The organism is Actinosynnema sp. NPDC049800, assembly GCF_040656635.1.
Classification (GTDB): Bacteria; Actinomycetota; Actinomycetes; order Mycobacteriales; family Pseudonocardiaceae; genus Actinosynnema.
The window spans coordinates 38,264-56,401 of the sequence record NZ_JBFAMT010000016.1 but is presented as its reverse complement, the minus strand read 5'-3'; the positions used below and the strand labels follow the sequence as shown (position 1 = coordinate 56,401).

Sequence of the window (18,138 nt, the reverse complement as noted above, 5' to 3'; positions counted from 1 at the left end):
GCCGTTCCAACCACCCGAACCCCGACGCGCCGTTCAGCGGCCGACGGCGTAGCCCTGGGCGCCGCGCGGGTTGGCCGCCGCGCGCAGCAGGCCGTCGCGCGAGTCCCGGGCCACGGCCGACATCCGGCCCAGCGTCCACGGCCCCGCGTCGAGCACCGCGTGACCGCGTTCGCGCAGCTCCGCCATCGCGCCGTCGCCGATCCGCGACTCGACCACGACCTCGCCGGGCGTCCACGACCGCGGGTAGAACGAGCTCGGGAACGCGTTGGTGTGCCACATCGGCGAGTCGATGGCCTCCTGGAGGTTCATCCCGCCCGCGGTGTGCGCGAGCCAGAAGCCCAGCTGCCACTGGTCCTGCTGGTCGCCGCCGGGGGTGCCGAAGGCCATCGCGGGCAGGCCGTCGCGCAGGGCCAGGCTCGGGGACAGGGTGATCCGGGGGCGCTTGCCGGGCGCCAGGGAGTTCGGCAGGCCCTCGTCCAGCCAGAACATCTGCGCCCGGGTGCCGAGGCAGAACCCCAGCGACGGGATGGTCGGCGAGGACTGCAACCACCCGCCGGACGGGGTCGCCGACACGATGTTGCCCCAGCGGTCGACCACGTCCACGTGGACCGTGTCGCCCTTGACCGTGCCCGCGCTCGACACGGTGGGTTCGCCGATCGCGCCGCCGCCGTCCTCCCCGCTCACGACGCGCGGGCCGCGCAGGACGTGCCCGGGAAGACGTGCTTCGAGCCGACCGGGTGAACCGGGCCGCAGGTCGAGCGACGCCTGATCGCCGACGAGCTGCCGGCGCTGGTGCGCGTACTCCCTCGACAGGAGGACGTCCAACGGCACGTCGCCGCCGTCCCCGTACCAGGCCTCCCGGTCGGCGAACGCCAGCTTCGCGCACTCCACCGCCAGGTGCACGGTCTCCGCCGACGGCACGCCGTCCGCATAGGACAACCGGTCCGCGAAGCCCTCCAGCAGCAGCAACTGCTGCAACAGCACGGGTCCCTGGGTCCACGCCCCCGGCTTCACCACGCTCCACGACCCGAAGTCCACCGACACGGCGTCCTCGTACGACGCCTCCCACGACGCCATGTCCTCGCCGGTCAGCACGCCGGCGTGATCGGCGCCCGAGTCGTCGCGGTGCGCGATCCGGGAGAACTCGTCCACCTGCGCCGCCACGAAGCCCTGCGACCACGCCCGCCGCGCCGCCTCGATCTGCGCCTCGCGGTCCGACCCGGCGGCCTCGGCGGCGGCGAGCAGCCACTCCCACGTGTCCGCGAGCTTGGTGTTGCGGAACCGCGCGCCGGCCTGCGGCGGCTTGCCGCCGGCCAGCCACAGCGCCGCCGACGACGTCCAGTGGTCCCGGAACAGGTCGGCGACCGTCGAGATGGTGAACGCCGCCCGCTCCAGCAGCGGGAAGCCGTCCCGCGCGTACCCGATCGCGTACCCCAGCACCTCGCGCAGCGACTTGGTCCCGTAGTCGCGCAGCAGCGTCAGCCAGCCGTCCCACGCGCCCGGCACGGTGGCCGCCAGCAGCCCGCTGCCCGGCACGAGGTCCAGCCCCAGGCCCGCGTAGTGCGGGATCGTGGCACCGGCCGGCGCCACGCCCTGGCCGCACAGCACGCGCGGCGCGGACTCGCCGGCGGCGGCGAACACCACGGGCACCTCGCCGCCGGGACCGTTGAGGTGCGGTTCCACCACTTGCAGCACGAAGCCGACCGCGACCGCGGCGTCGAAGGCGTTGCCGCCGTCCTCCAGGACGGCCATGCCCGCGCCGGAGGCGAGCCAGTGCGTGGACGCGACCATTCCGTGCGTGCCGACGAGTTCAGGACGCGTGGTGAACATTTCGACAACCTACGTCGGCTCGCCGAATTTTGTTACCCCTGCTAACGAGACCGTGTCCTGAAGATCAGCTGAACCCGAACCGCGCTCACCTCGCCTGGTCGGGCACCCGCAGCTCACGCCCCAGGCCGTGCAGCACGAGCCCCGCCCGCGCCAGCGCGTCCGGGTCGAGGTGGTTGCGCGTGTCGAGCACCGTCGAACCGGCCATCACCGACGCCACCAGCGCCCAGTCCAGCGCGCGGAACTCCGGCCACTCGGTCAGCAGCACGACCGCGTCCGCGTCGCGCACCGCCGCGTACGGGGAGTCGACCACGGTCATCCCCACCAGCGGCCGGCTGATCTCCGGGTCGTGCGCGACCAGCTCCGCGCCCTCGAACGCGAGCAGCTCCGCCACCGCCAGCGCGGGCGAGTCGCGCAGGTCGTTGGTGCCCGCCTTGAACGCCAGCCCCAGCACGCCGATGCGGGCGCCGGCGAGCGGCCCGATGGCGCGGCGCAGCTTCTCCACCACCCGCCGCTGCTGCCGCCCGTTCGTCTCGATGGTGGCCTTGACCAGCGAGAAGTCGACGCCGACCGCATCGGCGATGCGCACCATGGCGTGCGTGTCCTTGGGCAGGCACGACCCGCCCCAGCCGGGGCCCGGCTTGAGGAACGACTGGCCGATGCGCTTGTCGTAGCCCATGCCCTCGGTGACGGAGGTGACGTCCGCGCCGACGAGCTCGCACAGCTCGGCGACCGCGTTGACGTAGGACAACTTCATCGCCAGGAAGCAGTTGGCCGCGTACTTGACCATCTCGGCGCTGGCCGCGTCCATGAGCACCGTGGGCGCGCCGAGCCTGGTGAACAGCGCGCCGACGCGTTCGGCGGCCTGCGGCGAGTCCGAGCCGACCACGATCCGGTCGGGGTGCAGGAAGTCGCGCACGGCGCTGCCCTCGCGCAGGAACTCCGGGTTGGAGACGACGGCGACGTCCTCGCGCCCGAGCAGGGCCGCGACCCTGGTCGACGTGCCGACCGGAACGGTGGACTTGCACACCACGACCGCCCCGTAGGGCAGCACGTCGCGGATCTCCCGGGCCACCGCCTCGACCGCGCCGAGGTCCGCCGCGCCGCCCGCGCCCATGGGCGTCGGCAGGCACAGGAACACCACCTCGGCGTCGCCGACGGCGTGCCGCGCGCCCTCCACGAACGCGAGCCGTCCCGCCGACTGGCCCGCCGCCACCAGGTCGGCGAGGTCCGGTTCGAGGATGTCGACCTGCCCGGCACGCAGCCGCGCGACCTTGAGCGCCTCCACGTCGGCGCACACGACCCGATGCCCGAGGGAGGCCAGGCACGCCCCCGTCGTCAGGCCCACGTAACCCGTTCCCACGACCGCGATCCGCCGGACGAACATGGGTATGACGGTGGCACCCGAAGTTGACCGTGGGTCAAACACCAGGCGTATGCGGAGAGTGAGCTGGGTAGTCCCCCGGGTGTACGGGGAAACACCCCTCGCGGCGGACGCGGTTTCGCCTGGCCGAAGGCAAGGTCGTAGGTATGGAACTCGTCCTGTTCTCCCTGCTCTTCGTGGGCCTTGCGCTGCTGGCGGCCGTGCCGTTGGTCGCATTGCTCCACTTCTCCGAGCGCCGGGGGCTGAACGACCGTTAACCTCCTGGTCCCAGGACAGGAGGATGTATGGAGATCTCGGGTACCGCGGCGATCGTCACCGGCGGCGCGTCCGGGCTTGGCCTCGCGACCGCACGGGCGTTGGCGGCACGTGGTGCGGCGGTGTTCGCGCTGGACCTCTCTACCGACAACGCGCCTGACGTCGAGGGCGTCACCTACCTGGCGGCGGACGTGACCTCCGAGGAGGACGTCCAGGCCGCCGTCGACACGGCCGCCGGCTCCGGCTCGCCGCTGCGGGTCGTGGTGAACTGCGCGGGCATCGGCCCGTCGACGCGGACGGTCGGCAAGTCCGGCCCGCACCCGCTCGACCTGTACCGGAAGGTCATCGACGTCAACCTGGTCGGCACGTTCAACGTGCTGCGGCTGGCGGCGGCGGCGATGGGCAAGACCGAGCCGCTCGCGCACGGCCAGCGGGGCGTGGTGATCAACACGGCGTCGATCGCGGCGTTCGACGGGCAGATCGGGCAGGTGGCGTACGCGGCGTCGAAGGCCGCCGTGGTCGGGATGACCCTGCCCGCCGCGCGCGACCTGTCGTCGGTGGGCGTGCGGGTGATGACGATCGCGCCGGGCATCGTGGACACGCCGATGCTGGCGACCGTGTCGGACGAGTTCCGGGCCGGCCTGGCGGCGGGCGTGCCGTTCCCGAAGCGGCTGGCGCTGCCGGAGGAGTACGCGCAGCTGGCCGTGTCGATCGTGGAGCACGACTACCTGAACGGCGAGGTCATCCGCATGGACGGCGCACTGCGGATGGCTCCGCGGTGACACGGCCGCTGCTCCGCAGGCGGCGGCTCGGTCGCCCGGGAGTCGACCGCTCGCGCCTGATTTCCCGACGATCGAAAAGCGTGATCGCCGGGAAATGAGTCACGAACGATCGACGCGACCTCGCGTGGTGGTCCGGTAGGGCGACCTCGCCCGCGACGCCGGAGGCGGCGCAATCACAAATCCCCGGCGAACGGCAGGTCGTCCATGGCGTCCGACGTCATCCACAGCCTCAGGGTGTGGGTGGCGCGGACGTCGTCCTCGTTGTACTCCAGCAGCCGGCGGCGCTGGGCGGGGTCGGCCGGCTTGCCGTCCATGCCCACGGCGTCGCGGTACCAGCGCATCGAGTTCTCGCCGCCCGCCTCCGGGTCGCGCCAGCGGAAGCCGGCGACCGGCGCGATGGTCTTCAGGCCCTTGCCGTGCGCGCACAGGAACTGGTCCTGCACGATGCCGAACAGGTCGACCCACGAGTCGGACGTGATGAACTCCCGCACCTGCGCCACGGTGGGGATGCCGGGCTGCCCCTTGAACCGCTCGGCCGACCCCAGCAGCCAGCGGTTCTCCGCGAGCTCGTTGTAGCAGTAGGCCTTGAACGACAGGCCACGTGCGCGGGCGCGCAGCCGCACGCCCGTCAACCAGCCCCAGAACTCGGCGAACGACCGGGCCTCGTCCGCGCACGGCAGCGGGTCCCAGGTGGCGAACGCGCGGTAGCCGTGCTCCTCGCCGACGTCCTGCCCGGACAGCCAGCAGCCCCACATGTACGCGCCCAGGTCGCCGAAGCTCTCCATGTCCACGTCGACCTCGACGTCGGCGCGCGGCACCTCCATCCGGGACACGCGGCGCACCACGGTGAGGTCGCGCAGCCAGGCGCGGGCGAGGATCACCGCGTCGGAGTGCAGCATCCCGACCAGGGGGACGAGCTGCTCGTCCGGGTCGAGCGCGGCCAGCTCGTCGACCGTGTGGACGCCGACCTTGCGCAGCGCCGCGGCGTCCTCGCCGCGCACCACGAGGCTGACGTCGCGAGTGGTCTTCAGGTCGGCCTCGCACACCGGCCACCACGGGCAGCTGCGACACTCCACGATCCGGGTCGGGCGGGCCTGCGGGTCGGCGCCGGTGGCGGCGGCGGACGCCACGGCCAGCCGGTCGGCGAACCGGGTGTCGTACTCGGCGAGGGCGTTCTTGCCGCCGGGCCACGTCGGCGCTTCCAGGTCGTGCCACACGACGACGTCGGCGTCCATGCCGATCACGCCGCCGGTCGCCCGGCCCTGCGCGGCGAAGCCGGAGGCCTGCAGCTGCCGCTGCGCGTGCGCCAGCCGGAGCTGGTCGCGCGGCTGGGGCCGGACCTTGCGCAGCGGGTCGACCCGCGCGCCGCCCGGCAGCGGGTGCGACAGCGGTGACGTGCGCGCGCCCTGGCCGGGGTCGCTGACCTTGTGCCGGACCACGAGCACCGGCACGTACCCGGTCGCCTCCTTGACCAGCAGGTCGATGCCGCCGCGCCGACCGCCCAGCGGGTCGCGGGGCAGCGCCGCGCCCCAGATGTACGGCACACCGGCCCGCATCGCGGCGGCGGTGACGCGCTCGCGGTCGGCCGACGGCACGTCGTGCGGTATTTCCATCAGGTCGGACCCGACCACCCGGCCCAGGGCGGTCGCGACCGCGCGCCGGTGGTCGTCCGCGTCGGCCTTGCGCTGCTGACCGGTCGGGTCCGGCGGCAGTTTGGGCACGTCACGCATGGTCGGATCGTGTTCGAGGTGCACCCGCCGCCGGCAACGAGTGACCACACCGGCGTCGAGCTGCACCTGGGAAGTCACCGGTGCAGCGTATGACGCCGGGCGCGCTGTTGTACCGGCAACCTCGCGGAGTCGAGTCGATCTTTTGCCGGAACGGCTCTAGGGTCAGGCACAGGAGGTGCGGCCATGGCGCGCGAGAAGGGCAAGGGGTTCACCCCGGCCAGGGTGAAGAACCTCGTCGGCGTGGCCAAGGTGCTGGCGCCGACGTTGATCCCGGTGATGGCGCCGGTCGCGGCCAGGGCCGCCGCGCTCCTGGGCGACCGCTACGACCACTACCGGGCCGCGCGGCTCGGCGTGCCCGTCGACCAGCTGACCAGGTACTCGGGCAAGGGCGCGCGCCTGCACGCCCGGATCGCCGGGTTCGCCGACGCGCTCGCCCAGCTCCGCGACACCGAGCCGACCTACGTCCAGGACACCGAGAAGCGGCTGGCGCAGCTGCTGGCCGCGGTGCGGGCGTCCGAGCGGATGCCCGCACCGCGGCGCAAGGCGGCGCACCGCGCGGTCTCGGTCGACCTGGACGCGATGGAAGCCGACCTGCTCAAACGCCTCGGCGTGTGAGCTCCTCCACGGTCCGGTAGGCGGTCTCCTCCGGGTTGGGGTCCTGCGGGTCGTAGTGCGCGGTGACCTCCTCCATCACCTCGGCGACCCGTTCCTCCCGCCGGATCAGCGGGTCGCTGCGCAGGTCACGGGCCAGCGACACGCACAGCCCCACCATGACGACCATGAACGGCAGCGCCGCGATGATCGTGAGGTTCTGCAGGCCGGTCAGCGCGCTCGTCCCGCCGATCAGGAGCATCACCGCCGCGACGAGACCGGTGAGCACGCCCCAGAACACCACCACGGGCTTCGACGGCCGGATCGAGCCGCGCTGCGACAGCGTGCCCATCACCACGGACGCGGCGTCCGCGCCGGACACGAAGAAGATCGCCACCAGCAGCATCACCACCACCCCGGCGACGGAGGCCAGCGGGAACTGGTCGAGCAGCCCGAACAGCTGGCCCTCCGGGGAGGCCGTGCCCGCGAGGTCCGCGCCGGACCGCTGCACGAAGATCGCCGTGCCGCCGAACACGCAGAACCACGCCAGGCTCACCAGGCTGGGCACGCCGATCACGCCGGCCACGAACTGCCGGATGGTGCGGCCGCGGCTGATGCGGGCGATGAACATGCCGACGAACGGCGTCCACGAGATCCACCACGCCCAGTAGAAGATCGTCCAGCCGGACAGCCACGTCTCGGTGGCGTCGCCGCCGGACGCGGCGGTGCGGCCCGCCATGTCGGCCAGCTCGCGGAAGTAGTCGCCGATCGCGGTGGGCACGAGGTTCAGCACGAACACCGTCGGCCCGACCACGAACACGAACGCGGCCAGCACCACGGCCAGCACCATGTTGATGTTCGACAGCCACTGGATGCCCTTGGCCACGCCGGACACCGCCGACGCGACGAACGCCATGGTCAGCACGGCGATGACGCCGACCACGATGCCGTTGCCGACCTCGCCCAGCCAGCCCGCGACCTGCAGGCCGCTGCCGATCTGGAGCGCGCCGAGGCCGAGCGACGTGGCCGAGCCGAACAGGGTGGCGAAGATCGCCAGCACGTCGATCGCGCGACCGGCGGGCCCCTCGGCGCGGCGCTTGCCCAGCAGCGGGGCGAACGCCGCGCTGATCAGCTGGCTGCGACCGCGGCGGAAGCTGCCGTAGGCGATGGCCAGGCCCACGACGGCGTAGATCGCCCACGGGTGCAGCGTCCAGTGGAACAGGGTGGTGGCCATCGCGGTCTGCAACGCCTGGTCCGACCCGCCCTCGACGGTGCCGGGCGGCGGCTTGACGAAGTGCGACAGCGGCTCGTTCACGCCGTAGAACATCAGCCCGATGCCCATGCCCGCGCTGAACATCATCGCGATCCACGAGATCGTGCGGAATTCCGGAGGCTCGTCGTCGCGGCCGAGCGGGATGCGGCCGTAGCGGCTCACCGCGAGCCACAGGGCGAAGAGCACGAAGCCCGACGCGCTGAGCACGAACGCCCAGCCCAGGTTGCCGATGACCCAGGTCAGGGCCGATTTCGACGCCGTGGCCAACGATGCCGTGCCGAGGATGCCCCACGCGACGAACCCGAGGGTGACAACTGCGGCGACACCGAACACCACGCGGTCCGTCCGCCCTGGTCGATCCAGCTTCGGATCACCGGGCAACGGCTCTTTGACATGTTTACTCTCGGTCGTCACGGGTAATCACTACCCCCGATCGGAGTAGCGCAAACCCACGCCACCCCGTGGGGGCTGACGCCGGGGCGGCACGACCTCCTACTCTCTGGAGTATGACCAGCCGGCCCGCACCGACCCGCCTCGCGCGGGCCGTGCTGCTGGCCGTCACCTCGGCGGCGCTCAGCGTCACCGCTCATGGCGCGGCGGGCGGCTCGGTGACCGAGTTCGCGCCCGCGCTGCCGTTGACCTTGCTCGTCGCCTTCGCGGGCACGGCGCTCGCCGAACGCGGACGCCGACCGTGGACGATCCTGGCCACGCTGGGCGTCGCGCAAGTCGGGCAGCACGCGCTGCTCAACCTCGGCCACCACGCCGCCGACGGTCCCGGCCTCGGGTTCAGCCCGACCGCCATGACCGCCGCGCACGCCTTCGCCGCCCTGCTCACCGGTCTGCTGCTGGCCCGCGCCGACGCCGCGCTGCACGCGCTGGTCGGCGTGGTGACCCGGCTGCTGCCGCCGCCCCACACGCCGGTCGCGCCGGCCGGGGCGCTGTGGGCGCCCACCCCCTCGCCGACGGCGAACGTGCTGGTCGACGTGGTGTTGCGGCGGGTGCACGGCCGCCGCGGCCCTCCTGGTTCCTGATCACCCGGGTCCCCGAAGCACACCTCAGGTCTCAGGAGCCACAACTTCATGTCGACAAAGCGATTTGGCGTGCGCACGCTCGCCAAGGGCGGCGCCGCGCTCGGCGCCGCCGCGATCCTCGCGCTGACCACCGCGGGCCTGGCGTCCGCCCACGTCACCGCGTCCACGCCGAAGGACGCCGTGCAGGGCGGGTACACCAAGGTCACGCTGCGCGTGCCCAACGAACGCCCCGACTCGGGCACGGTCAAGCTGGAGCTGACCCTGCCCGCCGAGTACCCGCTGGCCTCGGTCAGCACGAAGCCGACGCCCGGCTGGAAGGTCGAGGCGGTCAAGGAGAAGCTGGCCACCCCGGTCAAGAGCCACGGCCGCGAGGTCACCGAGGCCGTGCGCACGGTCACGTGGACCGCGGAGCCGGGCAACCGCATCGAGCCCGGCCAGTTCAACGAGTTCGACCTGTCCATCGGGCCGCTGCCGGACAACACCGACCAGCTGCTGCTGCCGACCAAGCAGACCTACGACAGCGGCGAGGTCGTCGACTGGAACGCGCCGCCGCCCGCCGAGGGCGCCGACGAGCCGGAACGCCCCGCGCCCGTGCTGAAGCTCGTCGCCAAGACCGACGGCGACGCGCACGGCACGGCCACCACGACGGCGGTCGCGGACACCGGGCACGACCCGGCGGCGGCCGGCTCGACCGACGACACGGCCCGCTGGCTGGGCGGCGCCGGTCTGGCGGTCGGCGCGCTGGGGCTCGGGTTGGGTGCGGGAGCCGTGCTGCGGTCCCGCCGAGCGGGCAAGCCGACGGCATGAGGCGCGTCGTCTCGCTGCTGCTGACCGGCCTCGTCGCGGGCGCGGTCGTGCTCGGCACGGCCGCACCGGCGTTCGCGCACAACGTGCTGGTCAGCAGCGACCCCAAGGACGGGTCGCGGTTGGAGGCCGGGCCGGCGGCGATCACGCTGACCTTCGACCAGGCCGTGCAGGCCGGGGAGAAGTTCAACACGATCACCGTCACCGGGCCCGAGGGCACGCGCTGGGAAGCGGACGGCGAGCCGACGGTCAAGAACAACAGCGTCGTCTTCCCGGTCCGCCCGCTGGGCCCGGCCGCCGAGTACACCGTCGGCTACCGGGTCCTCTCCGCGGACGGGCACCCGGTGACGGGTTCGCTCAAGTTCACCCTGACGAAGGAGGGCAGCGGCACGCCCGCGCCCGCCTCCTCGTCGGCCGCCCAGGACCCGGCGTCGCCGTCGTCCGGGTCGGGCGGCGTGCCCATCTGGGTGTGGATCGCCGGCGCGGCCGTGCTGCTGGCCGGTGGCGCGTTCCTCGCGCTGCGCGGCGGCGCGGACAGCGCCAAGGAGAGCACCAGGCGATGACGGCGAACCGGACCACCACCACCGCGAACAGGTACTGGGTCGTCGGCGGCCTGCTGGCAGGCGGGGCCGTCGGCGTCTTCCTGGGCCTCGGCCTGTCCACCACACCGGAAGCGGTGGGCGTGGCCGAGCCGGGGGTGGTGGTCCGGTTCGGCCACCCGTTGGTGCGAACGCTGCTCGACCTGGCCGCGACGATCGTCGTCGGCCTCTCGCTGCTGCCGAAGCTGCTCGGGTTCAGCCGGCCCGCCATCACCGAGCCGGTGATGCGGATCGCCCGACCCGCCGCCGTGGTCGCGGCGGCGGTGTGGGCGTTCACCGCGCTGGTGTCGATCGTGATCCGGGCCTACGAGACGCGCCCGGACGCGGAACTGACCATGCCGATGGTCGTGGACTACGTGCAGCGCGTCGGCGCCGGGCAGGGACTGCTGTTCAGCGCGGTGTGCGCGCTGGTGTACCTGTGGATCGGCGTCATGGCCGTGCGCCGGGGCGAGTCGGTGCCGGCGGAGCTGCGCATCCTGATCGCCATGTTCGGCCTGCTGCCGCTGCCCGTGACCGGCCACGCGTCGAACTGGAAGTACCACGACTACTCCATGATCTCGATGGAGCTGCACGTGCTCGGCGCGGCGGCGTGGACCGGTGGCCTGGCGGCGCTGGTCGTGCTGGTCGCCCACCGGCGGGGACTGCTGGCCGAGGCGCTGCCGAAGTTCTCGAAGCTGGCCACGATCGCGCTGGTCCTGGTGTCGGTGACGGGGTTGTTCAACGGCCTGCTGGAGCTGGCGCTCAACCCGGTCGTCGGGCTGCCGGGCTCGCTGTTCACCACCTCCTACGGCCTGGTCCTGGTCGGCAAGGTCGCGTGCGCCGCGGCGCTGGCCGTGCTCGGCGCGAACATCCGGTGGCGGTTCCTGCCGCACATCGCGCAGCACAAGACGACGGCGATCGTGGGCTGGGCCGCGGTGGAGCTGGCGATCATGGGCATCGCGTTCGGCCTGGCGGTCGTGCTCTCCCGGGCGCCGGTCGCCTGACCCGTCGGCGGGTCGGCGCAGGCACGAGGATGTCGGACCCCTGTGATTGGGTCGATCCATGGCTGATCGACCGATCCTGGTACTGGGCGCCACCGGCTCGACCGGCAGGCGGCTGGCCGCGCGGCTCTCCGGAGCGGGCCACGCCGTGCGCCGGGCGTCACGCCGGGGCGAGGTGCGCTTCGACTGGTCCGACCCCGGCACGTGGGCGGGCGCGCTGGACGGCGTCGAGCGGGTCTACCTGATGGCGCCGCACGAGCTGCCGGTCGAGCCCGGCTTCGTGGCCGAGGCCGTGGCGCGGGGCGTGCGGCGGTTCGTGCTGCTGTCCACCCGCGGCGTGGTGGAGATGGGGGACGAACGGCTGCTCGCCGCCGAACGGCTGGTGCGCGAGTCCGGCGTCGGGTGGACCGTGCTGCGGCCGGACTGGTTCGACCAGAACTTCGACGAGGGCTTCTTCCGGCCCTCGGTGCTCGCGGGCGAGCTGGTGCTGCCCCTCGGCGAGAAGGAGCAGGCGTTCGTGGACGCGGGCGACATCGCCGCGGTGGCCGCCGCCGCGCTGACCGAGGACGGGCACGAGGGCGAGGTGTACGAGGTCACCGGGCCCGAGGCGTTGTCGTTCCCGCAGGCGCTCGACGTGCTCGCCCGGGTCACCGGCCGGGAGGCGGAGTTCCGCGGCACGCCCGCCGACTACCGGGCCGTCGTGCCCGCCGACCTGGCCGAGGAGCAGATCAAGGCGTGGGACGCGCTGGCCGACGGCGAGCCGACCGACACCGTCGCCCGGGTCACCGGACGTGAGCCCAAGAGCTTCCACGACTACGCGGTGGAGGCGTGGGAAGGAGGGGCATGGCGCGACTAGCCATCGGCGAGTGGTCCGTTCGGTGCGACGAGCTGCGCCGAACGCCCTAGTCGGTGACCGGTCGGGCGGAAGAGTCCTCACGAAGCCGGGTCAGCGCCGCCATCGCGTCCTGACCACGCCGTTCGAGTTCCTTGGCGTCGATCCAACCGTTGGCGAAGTACCGGTAGTCCCGCGCGAGCTTCACCAGTTCGGCCAGGTAGGTCGCCGAGCGCCGCCGCCGCTGCTCGTCGAACGACGCCAGGAACGGCAGCTGCGTGTCCACGACCTCGTCCAACATGCGGGCGGCCCGCAGGGCTCGCCTTCGCCGCAACACCGGCAGATTCCCGACCACTCGCACACCTCGCCGACCCCGTCACGCCATCCGTCGATGCCTCAGTCGTGAAACGCGCGCCGAGCGTTACCGGTTCGTTCCCCCACGACCCCCGTTTCAGCGGTAGGGGGTCCACGGAGTGGTGGTGTCGCCCGCGCGCAACGCTTTGAGCCGGCTGTGCAGCTCCTCGCGCACGCCGGGGTGGCTGCGCATGATCGGCAGCACGCTCGTGGTCAGCTTCAGCTCCCTGACCTCGCGCAACACCGGGAAGCCTGCCCACCGGGTGACGTCGAAGCCGTACTCGTCGGCCAGCTGCCGGTACCACTCGGCGGGGTGGCCGAAGCGGGCGACGCCGACCGGCAGGGTGCTCAGGTCCCACTCGCGCGGCCCGACGCTGGTGGAGTCGAAGTCGCAGATCACCGGGCCGTCGGGGCTGGGGATGAGGTTGCCCAGGTGCGCGTCGCCGTGCAGGACGCCCTGCGGCAGCACGGTCCGCAGCTCGGCCAGGCGGTCGTCGGCCGCGGCGCACCGGTCCTCCAGGAACCGGCGGTCCGGCGCGGACAGCTCCTCGGCGTCCGCGATGCGCCGGCGCACGTCGTCCAGCGGCGCCCAGCGCGGCAGGTCGAACTCCGGCGCGGGCAGCGCGTGCACCTGGCGCAGCACCCGGCCCAGGTCACGGCCGTCGACGGGCCTGCCACCGGACGGCACCGTGTGCCACACCGTGGCCAGGTGCTCGCCGACCGCCAACGGCTGCGGCACGCCCTCGACCAGCCGCACGGCCGGCACGTCGTGCGAGGCGAGCCACCGCGCGACCTCGACCACCTTGACCGCGCGGTGGCGCAACGTCGTCGAACCGACGATCCGCACCACCACCCGGTCGACGGGCAGGTCGAACACGGCGTTGCTGGTGAACTTCACCAGCCGCGCGCCGCGGTGCGCGAACCCCAGGTCGGCGCACAGCCGCCTCAGCACGGCGGTCAACGCGGTGGAGGTGAACCTGCCGTCCAGGACCCCGACTCCCCGCAGTTCAGGCCGCGCTGTCGTTGCCGGTGAACTTGGCCAGGCGTTCGGCCAGCTCACGGGCGTCGGGGTTGTTCCGGCGCTTCTCGGCTTCGTGCTGCAGCGGCTTCATCCGGTCCTTCGTGCGGACCGACTTCAGGCCCTCGGACAGCTCGATCGCCTGCCGGCCGAGCCGCGCGCCGTGGTCGATGTCGCCGTCGAGCAGGTGGTTGATCGACAGGGAGGTGAGGTTGAACGACCGGCTGCGGGTCATGTCCTCGCCGTAGCCGCCGATGGCCTTGGTCAACGCGGGCACGGCGGTGCGCGTGTACTTCGCGTCCACGGTCTGCGCCAGCTCCGTGTGCACGGTGCCGATCATCGCGGACAGGTCGTTGGCGTCGAAGAACTTCGCCCACGCGGGCGCCTCGCCGATGTTGGCGCGGGCGAACTCGTCGCGCGCCCGCCCGAGCAGCTTCAGCGCCTGGTCGTCGGAGCCCATCTTCGCGTAGGCCCACGCCTCGTTGGCGCACAGGATGCCGACGGCGAGCTCCGAGCCGGAGTTCTGCGCGGCCAGCTGGCCGAGCTGGAACACCTTCAACGCGTCGTCCGGCGCGTTCTGGTGCAGGTAGACGCGGCCCATCCGGTACAGGATGTTGGCCACGAGCTCTTCCTTGCGCCCCTGCTTCGCCAGGCCGAGCGCCTGGCCGAAGTGGTTGCGGGCCGAGTCGTACAGGCCGGTGTCGAACGAGGTCCACCCGGCGAGGTTGTGCAGGTCGGCGAGCGCGACGTACAGGCGTTCCTTGACCAGGTCGGTCGCGTTCGCGCCGAGCATCTGCTGGCCCCACGAGAGCTGGGCGACCACCGCGTCGCGGCACGAGCCGCCGCCGTACTGGTAGTCGAGCGTGCGCAACGCCCTGGTGGCCGCTTCGACCTGTCGGACGTCGGTCATGCCGATGCGGCCAGGGGCCGGAGTCTGCGCGGGCGACGAAGCCCAAGACCCGGAGTCCGTACCGAACACGGCCGCGCCGACGGTGATGGCGGCGGCGTGCGCGAGGAACTTCCTTCGCTTCACCGACTCGTCCTCCTCAGAATGGGGTGACTCCGCCGTGGCGGCCACCCTCACTGCCGTGGCCTCGTCGTAAGCGAGACCCATGTACCCCCTGGGTACGCCCAAGCCCGCGGCGATCCGCGCGAGGACGTCGTAGGCCATGACCTGGCGTCCCTTGAGGATCTCCGAGACTTCGGACTGCGACTGGCCCGTCAGCGCCGCGATCTGGCGCTGCGAGACACCGTGCCGTCGGAGCAGCCGGTAGACCGCGCTGATCTCTCGTCTGGCCAGGGCGTCACGCATCTCCTGCTGGTCCCAGACCTCTGGGGTAACAGGAGAGCTTGGCGAACCGATGGTGTTCAATTGCGCCCCCTCACAGTCCTTTGGGCGTCAACGGCAGAGTAGGGGCACTCCCCCGACTGCGAGAAGTACCGATCGGCGAGGCTGATCGGCCCTGCCGAACTCCACTGACCGCTTACCGTGGAACGGCCACCGGCCAGCGCTATGACGTCCCGATCCGGGTTGAATCATCGCAATCTAAGTTCCGGTAAGCGAGTGAGCACGGAGAGGAACATGTCGTGGACCTGATCGAGCGGGCGGTGACCACCCCTGGTGGGTCGGCAGCGCCTGCCGTGGCCGCGACCGACGCCTCTCCCTCACCCCTGTCCGTCCAGGAGTCGACCGACCTCGGCTCCGGATGGCGCGGCACGACCGGGCACCGTCGCTGGTGGCGCATCCGCTGCAGCGACGTGGTCGACCGGGAGCGCTGCCTCACCGTGATGGTCGACCGGGGCCGCGTGGTCCTGGTCGGTCCTCCCGGCGAGACGGCGGTCCTTTCGGCCGACCAACTCGTACAACTCAGGGCCGCGCTACGTGAGGCCGCCGAGCAGGCGGAAAGGTGACGGTGACGTTTCGGTGGACGAGATCCTCGGACAAGTTCTTCGCAACGCGGTGTGGGAGCGGTTGGACCTGCTCACAGAGCTGGCCAACGAGGCCGACGCCCCGTCCCTCCTGTCGGTGGCACGTTCCGAGCTCCCTCGGCTGACCGAGGGGTGGCGGGCCCTGCTCGCCGCGCACGAACCGGACGAGAAGGGCAACTGCCCCGAGTGCTCCGGACGGTGGCGGCAGCAGAAGAGCCCCTGCTCGGTGTGGCGCGCCGCGTACGAACACCTGGTCGCGGGCGGTTTGGCCCCGCGCCCGGCTCGGCACCTCCGATCGGCGCCGGTGACGCCTCCTGTCACCCGTTCGCGCCGGGGAATGGTGGTCCGAGCCCACTAACGGGCGGCCCCGACCTGTCGTTCCCCCGACGCGACCAGGTCGAGCACCCGCCTACTGGCCGGCGGTCCGGGACGTGCGAACCCCCGACCGCGACGAACGGACCGCCGGCCAGCTAAAGCTCCACCAGCCAGAGTTCCACCAGCCAAAGCTCCACCCAGCCAGAGTTCCAGCAGCAGGAACCAACTACACAGACATCCGCGGGCCGGTGTTGTGCACACCTTCCCTCCCCGACCGACACTGGTCCGCGGGCACCACTCGGCCCCGATGTCCGCACCTCCCGCGCGGACGTCGGGGCCGTTCAGCGTGATCAGCCCGGTCAGCGTGATCAGCCCGGTCAGCGAGATCAGCCCGTTCAGCGTGATCAGCCGGGTCGGTGGTGAGGCCGGTCGGCGCGGTCAGCGGTGGGTGCCGGTCAGCCAGGTCAGGTACCCGGTCACCCCCGGGAACAGCCGGCCGGCCAGGTCGAACGCCTTCAGCTGCCACGGGAACACCGCCTCGTCCCGCTCCCGCTCCACCACGTCGGCGATCCGCGCCGCGACCACCTCCGGCGTGACGGTCGGGATCAGCCTGGCCAGCCTCGGGATCCGCTCCTCGGCGCCGGGGTTGTTGACGAAGTACCTGCTGCTCACCTTGCCCGGCACGACCTCGCTCACCCCGACCCCGGTGCCGCGCAGGTCCATCCGCAGCGCCGCGGTCATCCCGCGCAACGCGTAGCGGGCCGCCGCGTACCCGGTCGCGCCGGGGATCGGCAGGCGGGACACCGGCGAGTTGACGTTGACCACCCGCCCGGAGCCGCGCGCCCGCATGCCGGGCAGGAACTCCCTGGTCAGGTGCAGCGCGGCGGTGAACGGCAGGGCGATCATCCCGGCCAGCTCGGGGGTCGGGGTCTCGTCGAGGAACAGCCAGCGGCCGACACCCGCGTTGTTGACCAGCACGTCCGGCACGCCGACCTCGGCGACCACCCGTTCGGCGAGCGTGCGGATCCCGTCGACGTCCGCGAGGTCCGCCGGCACGGCGAGCGCACGCCCACCGGTCGCCGTGATCCGTTCGACCTGCTCATCGAGCGCTTCACCGCCGCGTGCCACCAGCACGACAACCGAACCGCGCCCCGCGAGCGTCCGGGCCGTCGCCGCGCCGATGCCCTGCGACGCGCCGGTCACCACGACCGCCTTACCCGCCAACCGCAACGAACTCCCCCTAAGCCACGGAACGAACCCTGGTCACGAACGCCGCCGCGCACAGCGTGGCGACCGCCGACACGGCGAACAACCCCCGGTACCCGCCGAGCGACGCCAGCACGAACGTCGTCAGCAGCGGCGCGATCACCTGGGGCAGCGAGTTGGCGATGTTGAGCACGCCGAGGTCCTTGGCCCGGTCCGACGCGGCGGGCAGCACCTGCGTCAGCAGGGCCAGCGCCACCGCCCAGTACGCGCCGAAGCCGAGCCCGAGCAGCGGCGCGGCGATCAGCGCGGCCGGCCACGTCGGCCACGCGACCAGCAGCAACGCGGCCAGCGCCATCACGCCGGCCGCCAGGAGCACGTACGGCTTGCGGCGGCCGGTGCGGTCGGAGCGGGCGCCGACGGCGAACGCGCCGATCGCCAGCGCCACGCCGTAGAGCAGCATCAGCACCAGCAGGCCGTTCTCGGGTTCCGGGTGCCGGACCACGTCACCGAGGAAGTACAGCAGGTAGAGCGTGCCGAACGCGTTGCCCAGGTTGATCATGAAGTGCGCGCACCACGCCCAGGCGAAGTCCGGGTGCCGCCTCGGCGACACCCACAGCTCGCGCCACCGCAGCGCCGGGCGGGCGGCGGGCGGCAGGCGGACGTCCGGGGTGATCAGCACGAACGCCAGCGCACCGGCCACGACCAGTGCCGCGCACGCCAGGTACCCGTTCGCCAGGCCGCTGACCAGCACCGTCACCACGATCGCGCCGAGCACCGTGCCGAGCATCTGGGAGATGCCGACGAGCCCGCCCACCTTGGCCCGCTGCCGCACGGGCACCCAGTCGGGCACGGCGGAGGTGAGGCTGGCGAGCATCCCGTTCAGCCCGGCCTGCACCAGGCACCACCCGATCACCATCACACCGACGGATGACGCGGACGACAGCACCGCCAGGCCGACGGCGCCGACGAGCGCGCCCGCGAGCGTCCACGGGTGCCGCCGGCCGAACCGGGACGTGGTGCGGTCCGACGACAGCCCGATCAGCGGGTTCGCGACCAGGGCGACGAGCGCGCCGACGCCCGTGACCAGGCCGAACACCGCTTCCTTCGCGGTGGAGTCGAGCAGTTCGGCCTGCTGCGGCAGCAACACCTGGATGGGCGCGTAGATGGCCAGCCAGAGGCCGAGGTTGGCCAGGAACAGCCACGTCATCCACGACCGGCGGACCGGGAC

Annotated in this window: 18 protein-coding genes; 9 read left to right on the top strand and 9 right to left on the bottom strand. The window is 72.5% G+C overall.

The genetic code is table 11. The annotated features are described in order from the left end of the window. Nucleotides 1-33 precede the first annotated feature (33 nt). Nucleotides 34-1,830, bottom strand: a complete 1,797-nt coding sequence (locus tag AB0I91_RS20405) for a gamma-glutamyltransferase family protein (RefSeq protein ID WP_499608038.1) — start codon at nucleotides 1,828-1,830, stop codon at nucleotides 34-36. 85 nt (nucleotides 1,831-1,915) lie between these two features. Continuing rightward, the gene (locus tag AB0I91_RS20400) at nucleotides 1,916-3,214 is read right to left on the bottom strand and encodes a UDP-glucose dehydrogenase family protein (RefSeq protein WP_499638175.1); all 1,299 of its coding nucleotides are present in this window, start codon (nucleotides 3,212-3,214) and stop codon (nucleotides 1,916-1,918) included. 281 nt (nucleotides 3,215-3,495) lie between these two features. Here AB0I91_RS20400 and AB0I91_RS20395 point away from each other — a divergent pair, with 281 nt between their 5' ends. Beyond that, on the top strand, nucleotides 3,496-4,248 hold the full coding sequence (locus AB0I91_RS20395) for an SDR family NAD(P)-dependent oxidoreductase (protein ID WP_499608033.1): 753 nt from the start codon (nucleotides 3,496-3,498) through the stop codon (nucleotides 4,246-4,248). A gap of 173 nt (nucleotides 4,249-4,421) precedes the next feature. Here the strand turns inward: AB0I91_RS20395 and AB0I91_RS20390 are convergent, their stop codons facing one another. Continuing rightward, a complete protein-coding gene (locus AB0I91_RS20390) occupies nucleotides 4,422-6,056 on the bottom strand; it encodes a TM0106 family RecB-like putative nuclease (RefSeq protein ID WP_499638172.1) in 1,635 nt (544 codons plus the stop codon). Between the two features lie 105 nt (nucleotides 6,057-6,161). On the opposite strand from AB0I91_RS20390, the gene AB0I91_RS20385 reads away from it, so the two are divergent. After that, entirely contained in the window at nucleotides 6,162-6,593 is a 432-nt protein-coding gene (locus AB0I91_RS20385; RefSeq protein ID WP_498771279.1) for a DUF6474 family protein, read from the top strand. On the opposite strand, the gene AB0I91_RS20380 is transcribed toward AB0I91_RS20385, so the two are convergent. Further along, nucleotides 6,574-8,223, bottom strand: a complete 1,650-nt coding sequence (locus AB0I91_RS20380; RefSeq protein WP_498771281.1) for a BCCT family transporter — start codon at nucleotides 8,221-8,223, stop codon at nucleotides 6,574-6,576. The two genes, AB0I91_RS20385 and AB0I91_RS20380, sit on opposite strands and share 20 nt — an antisense overlap. 125 nt (nucleotides 8,224-8,348) lie before the next feature. Between AB0I91_RS20380 and AB0I91_RS20375 the strand changes: the two genes are divergently transcribed. Genes AB0I91_RS20375 through AB0I91_RS20355 form a run of 5 tightly spaced genes read left to right on the top strand, consistent with a single transcriptional unit; the run spans nucleotide 8,349 to nucleotide 12,112 of the window. Then, nucleotides 8,349-8,873, top strand: coding sequence for a hypothetical protein (locus AB0I91_RS20375; RefSeq protein ID WP_498771283.1), 525 nt, complete (start codon nucleotides 8,349-8,351; stop codon nucleotides 8,871-8,873). Nucleotides 8,874-8,921: 48 nt separating this feature from the next. Next, nucleotides 8,922-9,680, top strand: a complete 759-nt coding sequence (locus AB0I91_RS20370) for a YcnI family copper-binding membrane protein (RefSeq protein WP_499608028.1) — start codon at nucleotides 8,922-8,924, stop codon at nucleotides 9,678-9,680. Next, on the top strand, nucleotides 9,677-10,240 hold the full coding sequence (locus AB0I91_RS20365; RefSeq protein ID WP_499608025.1) for a copper resistance CopC family protein: 564 nt from the start codon (nucleotides 9,677-9,679) through the stop codon (nucleotides 10,238-10,240). The genes AB0I91_RS20370 and AB0I91_RS20365 overlap by 4 nt, the downstream gene beginning before the upstream one ends. Then, nucleotides 10,237-11,259 (top strand): CopD family protein, encoded by a 1,023-nt coding sequence (locus AB0I91_RS20360; protein ID WP_499638169.1) that lies wholly within the window; start codon nucleotides 10,237-10,239, stop codon nucleotides 11,257-11,259. The genes AB0I91_RS20365 and AB0I91_RS20360 overlap by 4 nt, the downstream gene beginning before the upstream one ends. A gap of 58 nt (nucleotides 11,260-11,317) precedes the next feature. Continuing rightward, nucleotides 11,318-12,112: an NAD(P)H-binding protein gene (locus AB0I91_RS20355; RefSeq protein WP_499638166.1), complete on the top strand. Its 795-nt coding sequence runs from the start codon at nucleotides 11,318-11,320 to the stop codon at nucleotides 12,110-12,112. 46 nt (nucleotides 12,113-12,158) lie between these two features. Here AB0I91_RS20355 and AB0I91_RS20350 read toward each other — a convergent pair whose 3' ends face one another. From AB0I91_RS20350 to AB0I91_RS20340, 3 genes are all read right to left on the bottom strand, one after another. Continuing rightward, nucleotides 12,159-12,443 carry a hypothetical protein gene (locus tag AB0I91_RS20350; protein ID WP_498771293.1) on the bottom strand — a complete coding sequence of 95 codons (285 nt, stop codon included), beginning with the start codon at nucleotides 12,441-12,443 and terminating at the stop codon, nucleotides 12,159-12,161. Between the two features lie 96 nt (nucleotides 12,444-12,539). Continuing rightward, nucleotides 12,540-13,430, bottom strand: a complete 891-nt coding sequence (locus tag AB0I91_RS20345; protein WP_499608280.1) for an aminoglycoside phosphotransferase family protein — start codon at nucleotides 13,428-13,430, stop codon at nucleotides 12,540-12,542. A gap of 19 nt (nucleotides 13,431-13,449) precedes the next feature. Next, entirely contained in the window at nucleotides 13,450-14,772 is a 1,323-nt protein-coding gene (locus tag AB0I91_RS20340) for an NsdA family TPR-like regulatory protein (RefSeq protein WP_498771295.1), read from the bottom strand. A 275-nt stretch (nucleotides 14,773-15,047) separates the two neighbouring features. Between AB0I91_RS20340 and AB0I91_RS20335 the strand changes: the two genes are divergently transcribed. Beyond that, a complete protein-coding gene (locus AB0I91_RS20335) occupies nucleotides 15,048-15,371 on the top strand; it encodes a hypothetical protein (RefSeq protein ID WP_499608014.1) in 324 nt (107 codons plus the stop codon). A 13-nt stretch (nucleotides 15,372-15,384) separates the two neighbouring features. Then, the gene (locus AB0I91_RS20330) at nucleotides 15,385-15,747 is read left to right on the top strand and encodes a hypothetical protein (protein ID WP_053714584.1); all 363 of its coding nucleotides are present in this window, start codon (nucleotides 15,385-15,387) and stop codon (nucleotides 15,745-15,747) included. 395 nt (nucleotides 15,748-16,142) lie between these two features. Here the strand turns inward: AB0I91_RS20330 and AB0I91_RS20325 are convergent, their stop codons facing one another. Next, nucleotides 16,143-16,928, bottom strand: a complete 786-nt coding sequence (locus AB0I91_RS20325) for an SDR family NAD(P)-dependent oxidoreductase (RefSeq protein ID WP_498771299.1) — start codon at nucleotides 16,926-16,928, stop codon at nucleotides 16,143-16,145. 16 nt (nucleotides 16,929-16,944) lie between these two features. Continuing rightward, nucleotides 16,945-18,117, bottom strand: coding sequence for an MFS transporter (locus AB0I91_RS20320; RefSeq protein WP_499638268.1), 1,173 nt, complete (start codon nucleotides 18,115-18,117; stop codon nucleotides 16,945-16,947). Between the last annotated feature and the right edge of the window lie 21 nt (nucleotides 18,118-18,138).

What these genes read in the sequence shown, in the direction of transcription:
- AB0I91_RS20405 (WP_499608038.1), bottom strand. Translation starts at nt 1,830, where the DNA reads ATGTTCACCACGCGTCCTGAACTCGTCGGCACGCACGGAATGGTCGCG.
- AB0I91_RS20400 (WP_499638175.1), bottom strand. Translation starts at nt 3,214, where the DNA reads ATGTTCGTCCGGCGGATCGCGGTCGTGGGAACGGGTTACGTGGGCCTG.
- AB0I91_RS20395 (WP_499608033.1), top strand. Translation starts at nt 3,496, where the DNA reads ATGGAGATCTCGGGTACCGCGGCGATCGTCACCGGCGGCGCGTCCGGG.
- AB0I91_RS20385 (WP_498771279.1), top strand. Translation starts at nt 6,162, where the DNA reads ATGGCGCGCGAGAAGGGCAAGGGGTTCACCCCGGCCAGGGTGAAGAAC.
- AB0I91_RS20375 (WP_498771283.1), top strand. Translation starts at nt 8,349, where the DNA reads ATGACCAGCCGGCCCGCACCGACCCGCCTCGCGCGGGCCGTGCTGCTG.
- AB0I91_RS20370 (WP_499608028.1), top strand. Translation starts at nt 8,922, where the DNA reads ATGTCGACAAAGCGATTTGGCGTGCGCACGCTCGCCAAGGGCGGCGCC.
- AB0I91_RS20365 (WP_499608025.1), top strand. Translation starts at nt 9,677, where the DNA reads ATGAGGCGCGTCGTCTCGCTGCTGCTGACCGGCCTCGTCGCGGGCGCG.
- AB0I91_RS20360 (WP_499638169.1), top strand. Translation starts at nt 10,237, where the DNA reads ATGACGGCGAACCGGACCACCACCACCGCGAACAGGTACTGGGTCGTC.
- AB0I91_RS20355 (WP_499638166.1), top strand. Translation starts at nt 11,318, where the DNA reads ATGGCTGATCGACCGATCCTGGTACTGGGCGCCACCGGCTCGACCGGC.
- AB0I91_RS20340 (WP_498771295.1), bottom strand. Translation starts at nt 14,772, where the DNA reads ATGCGTGACGCCCTGGCCAGACGAGAGATCAGCGCGGTCTACCGGCTG.
- AB0I91_RS20320 (WP_499638268.1), bottom strand. Translation starts at nt 18,117, where the DNA reads ATGACGTGGCTGTTCCTGGCCAACCTCGGCCTCTGGCTGGCCATCTAC.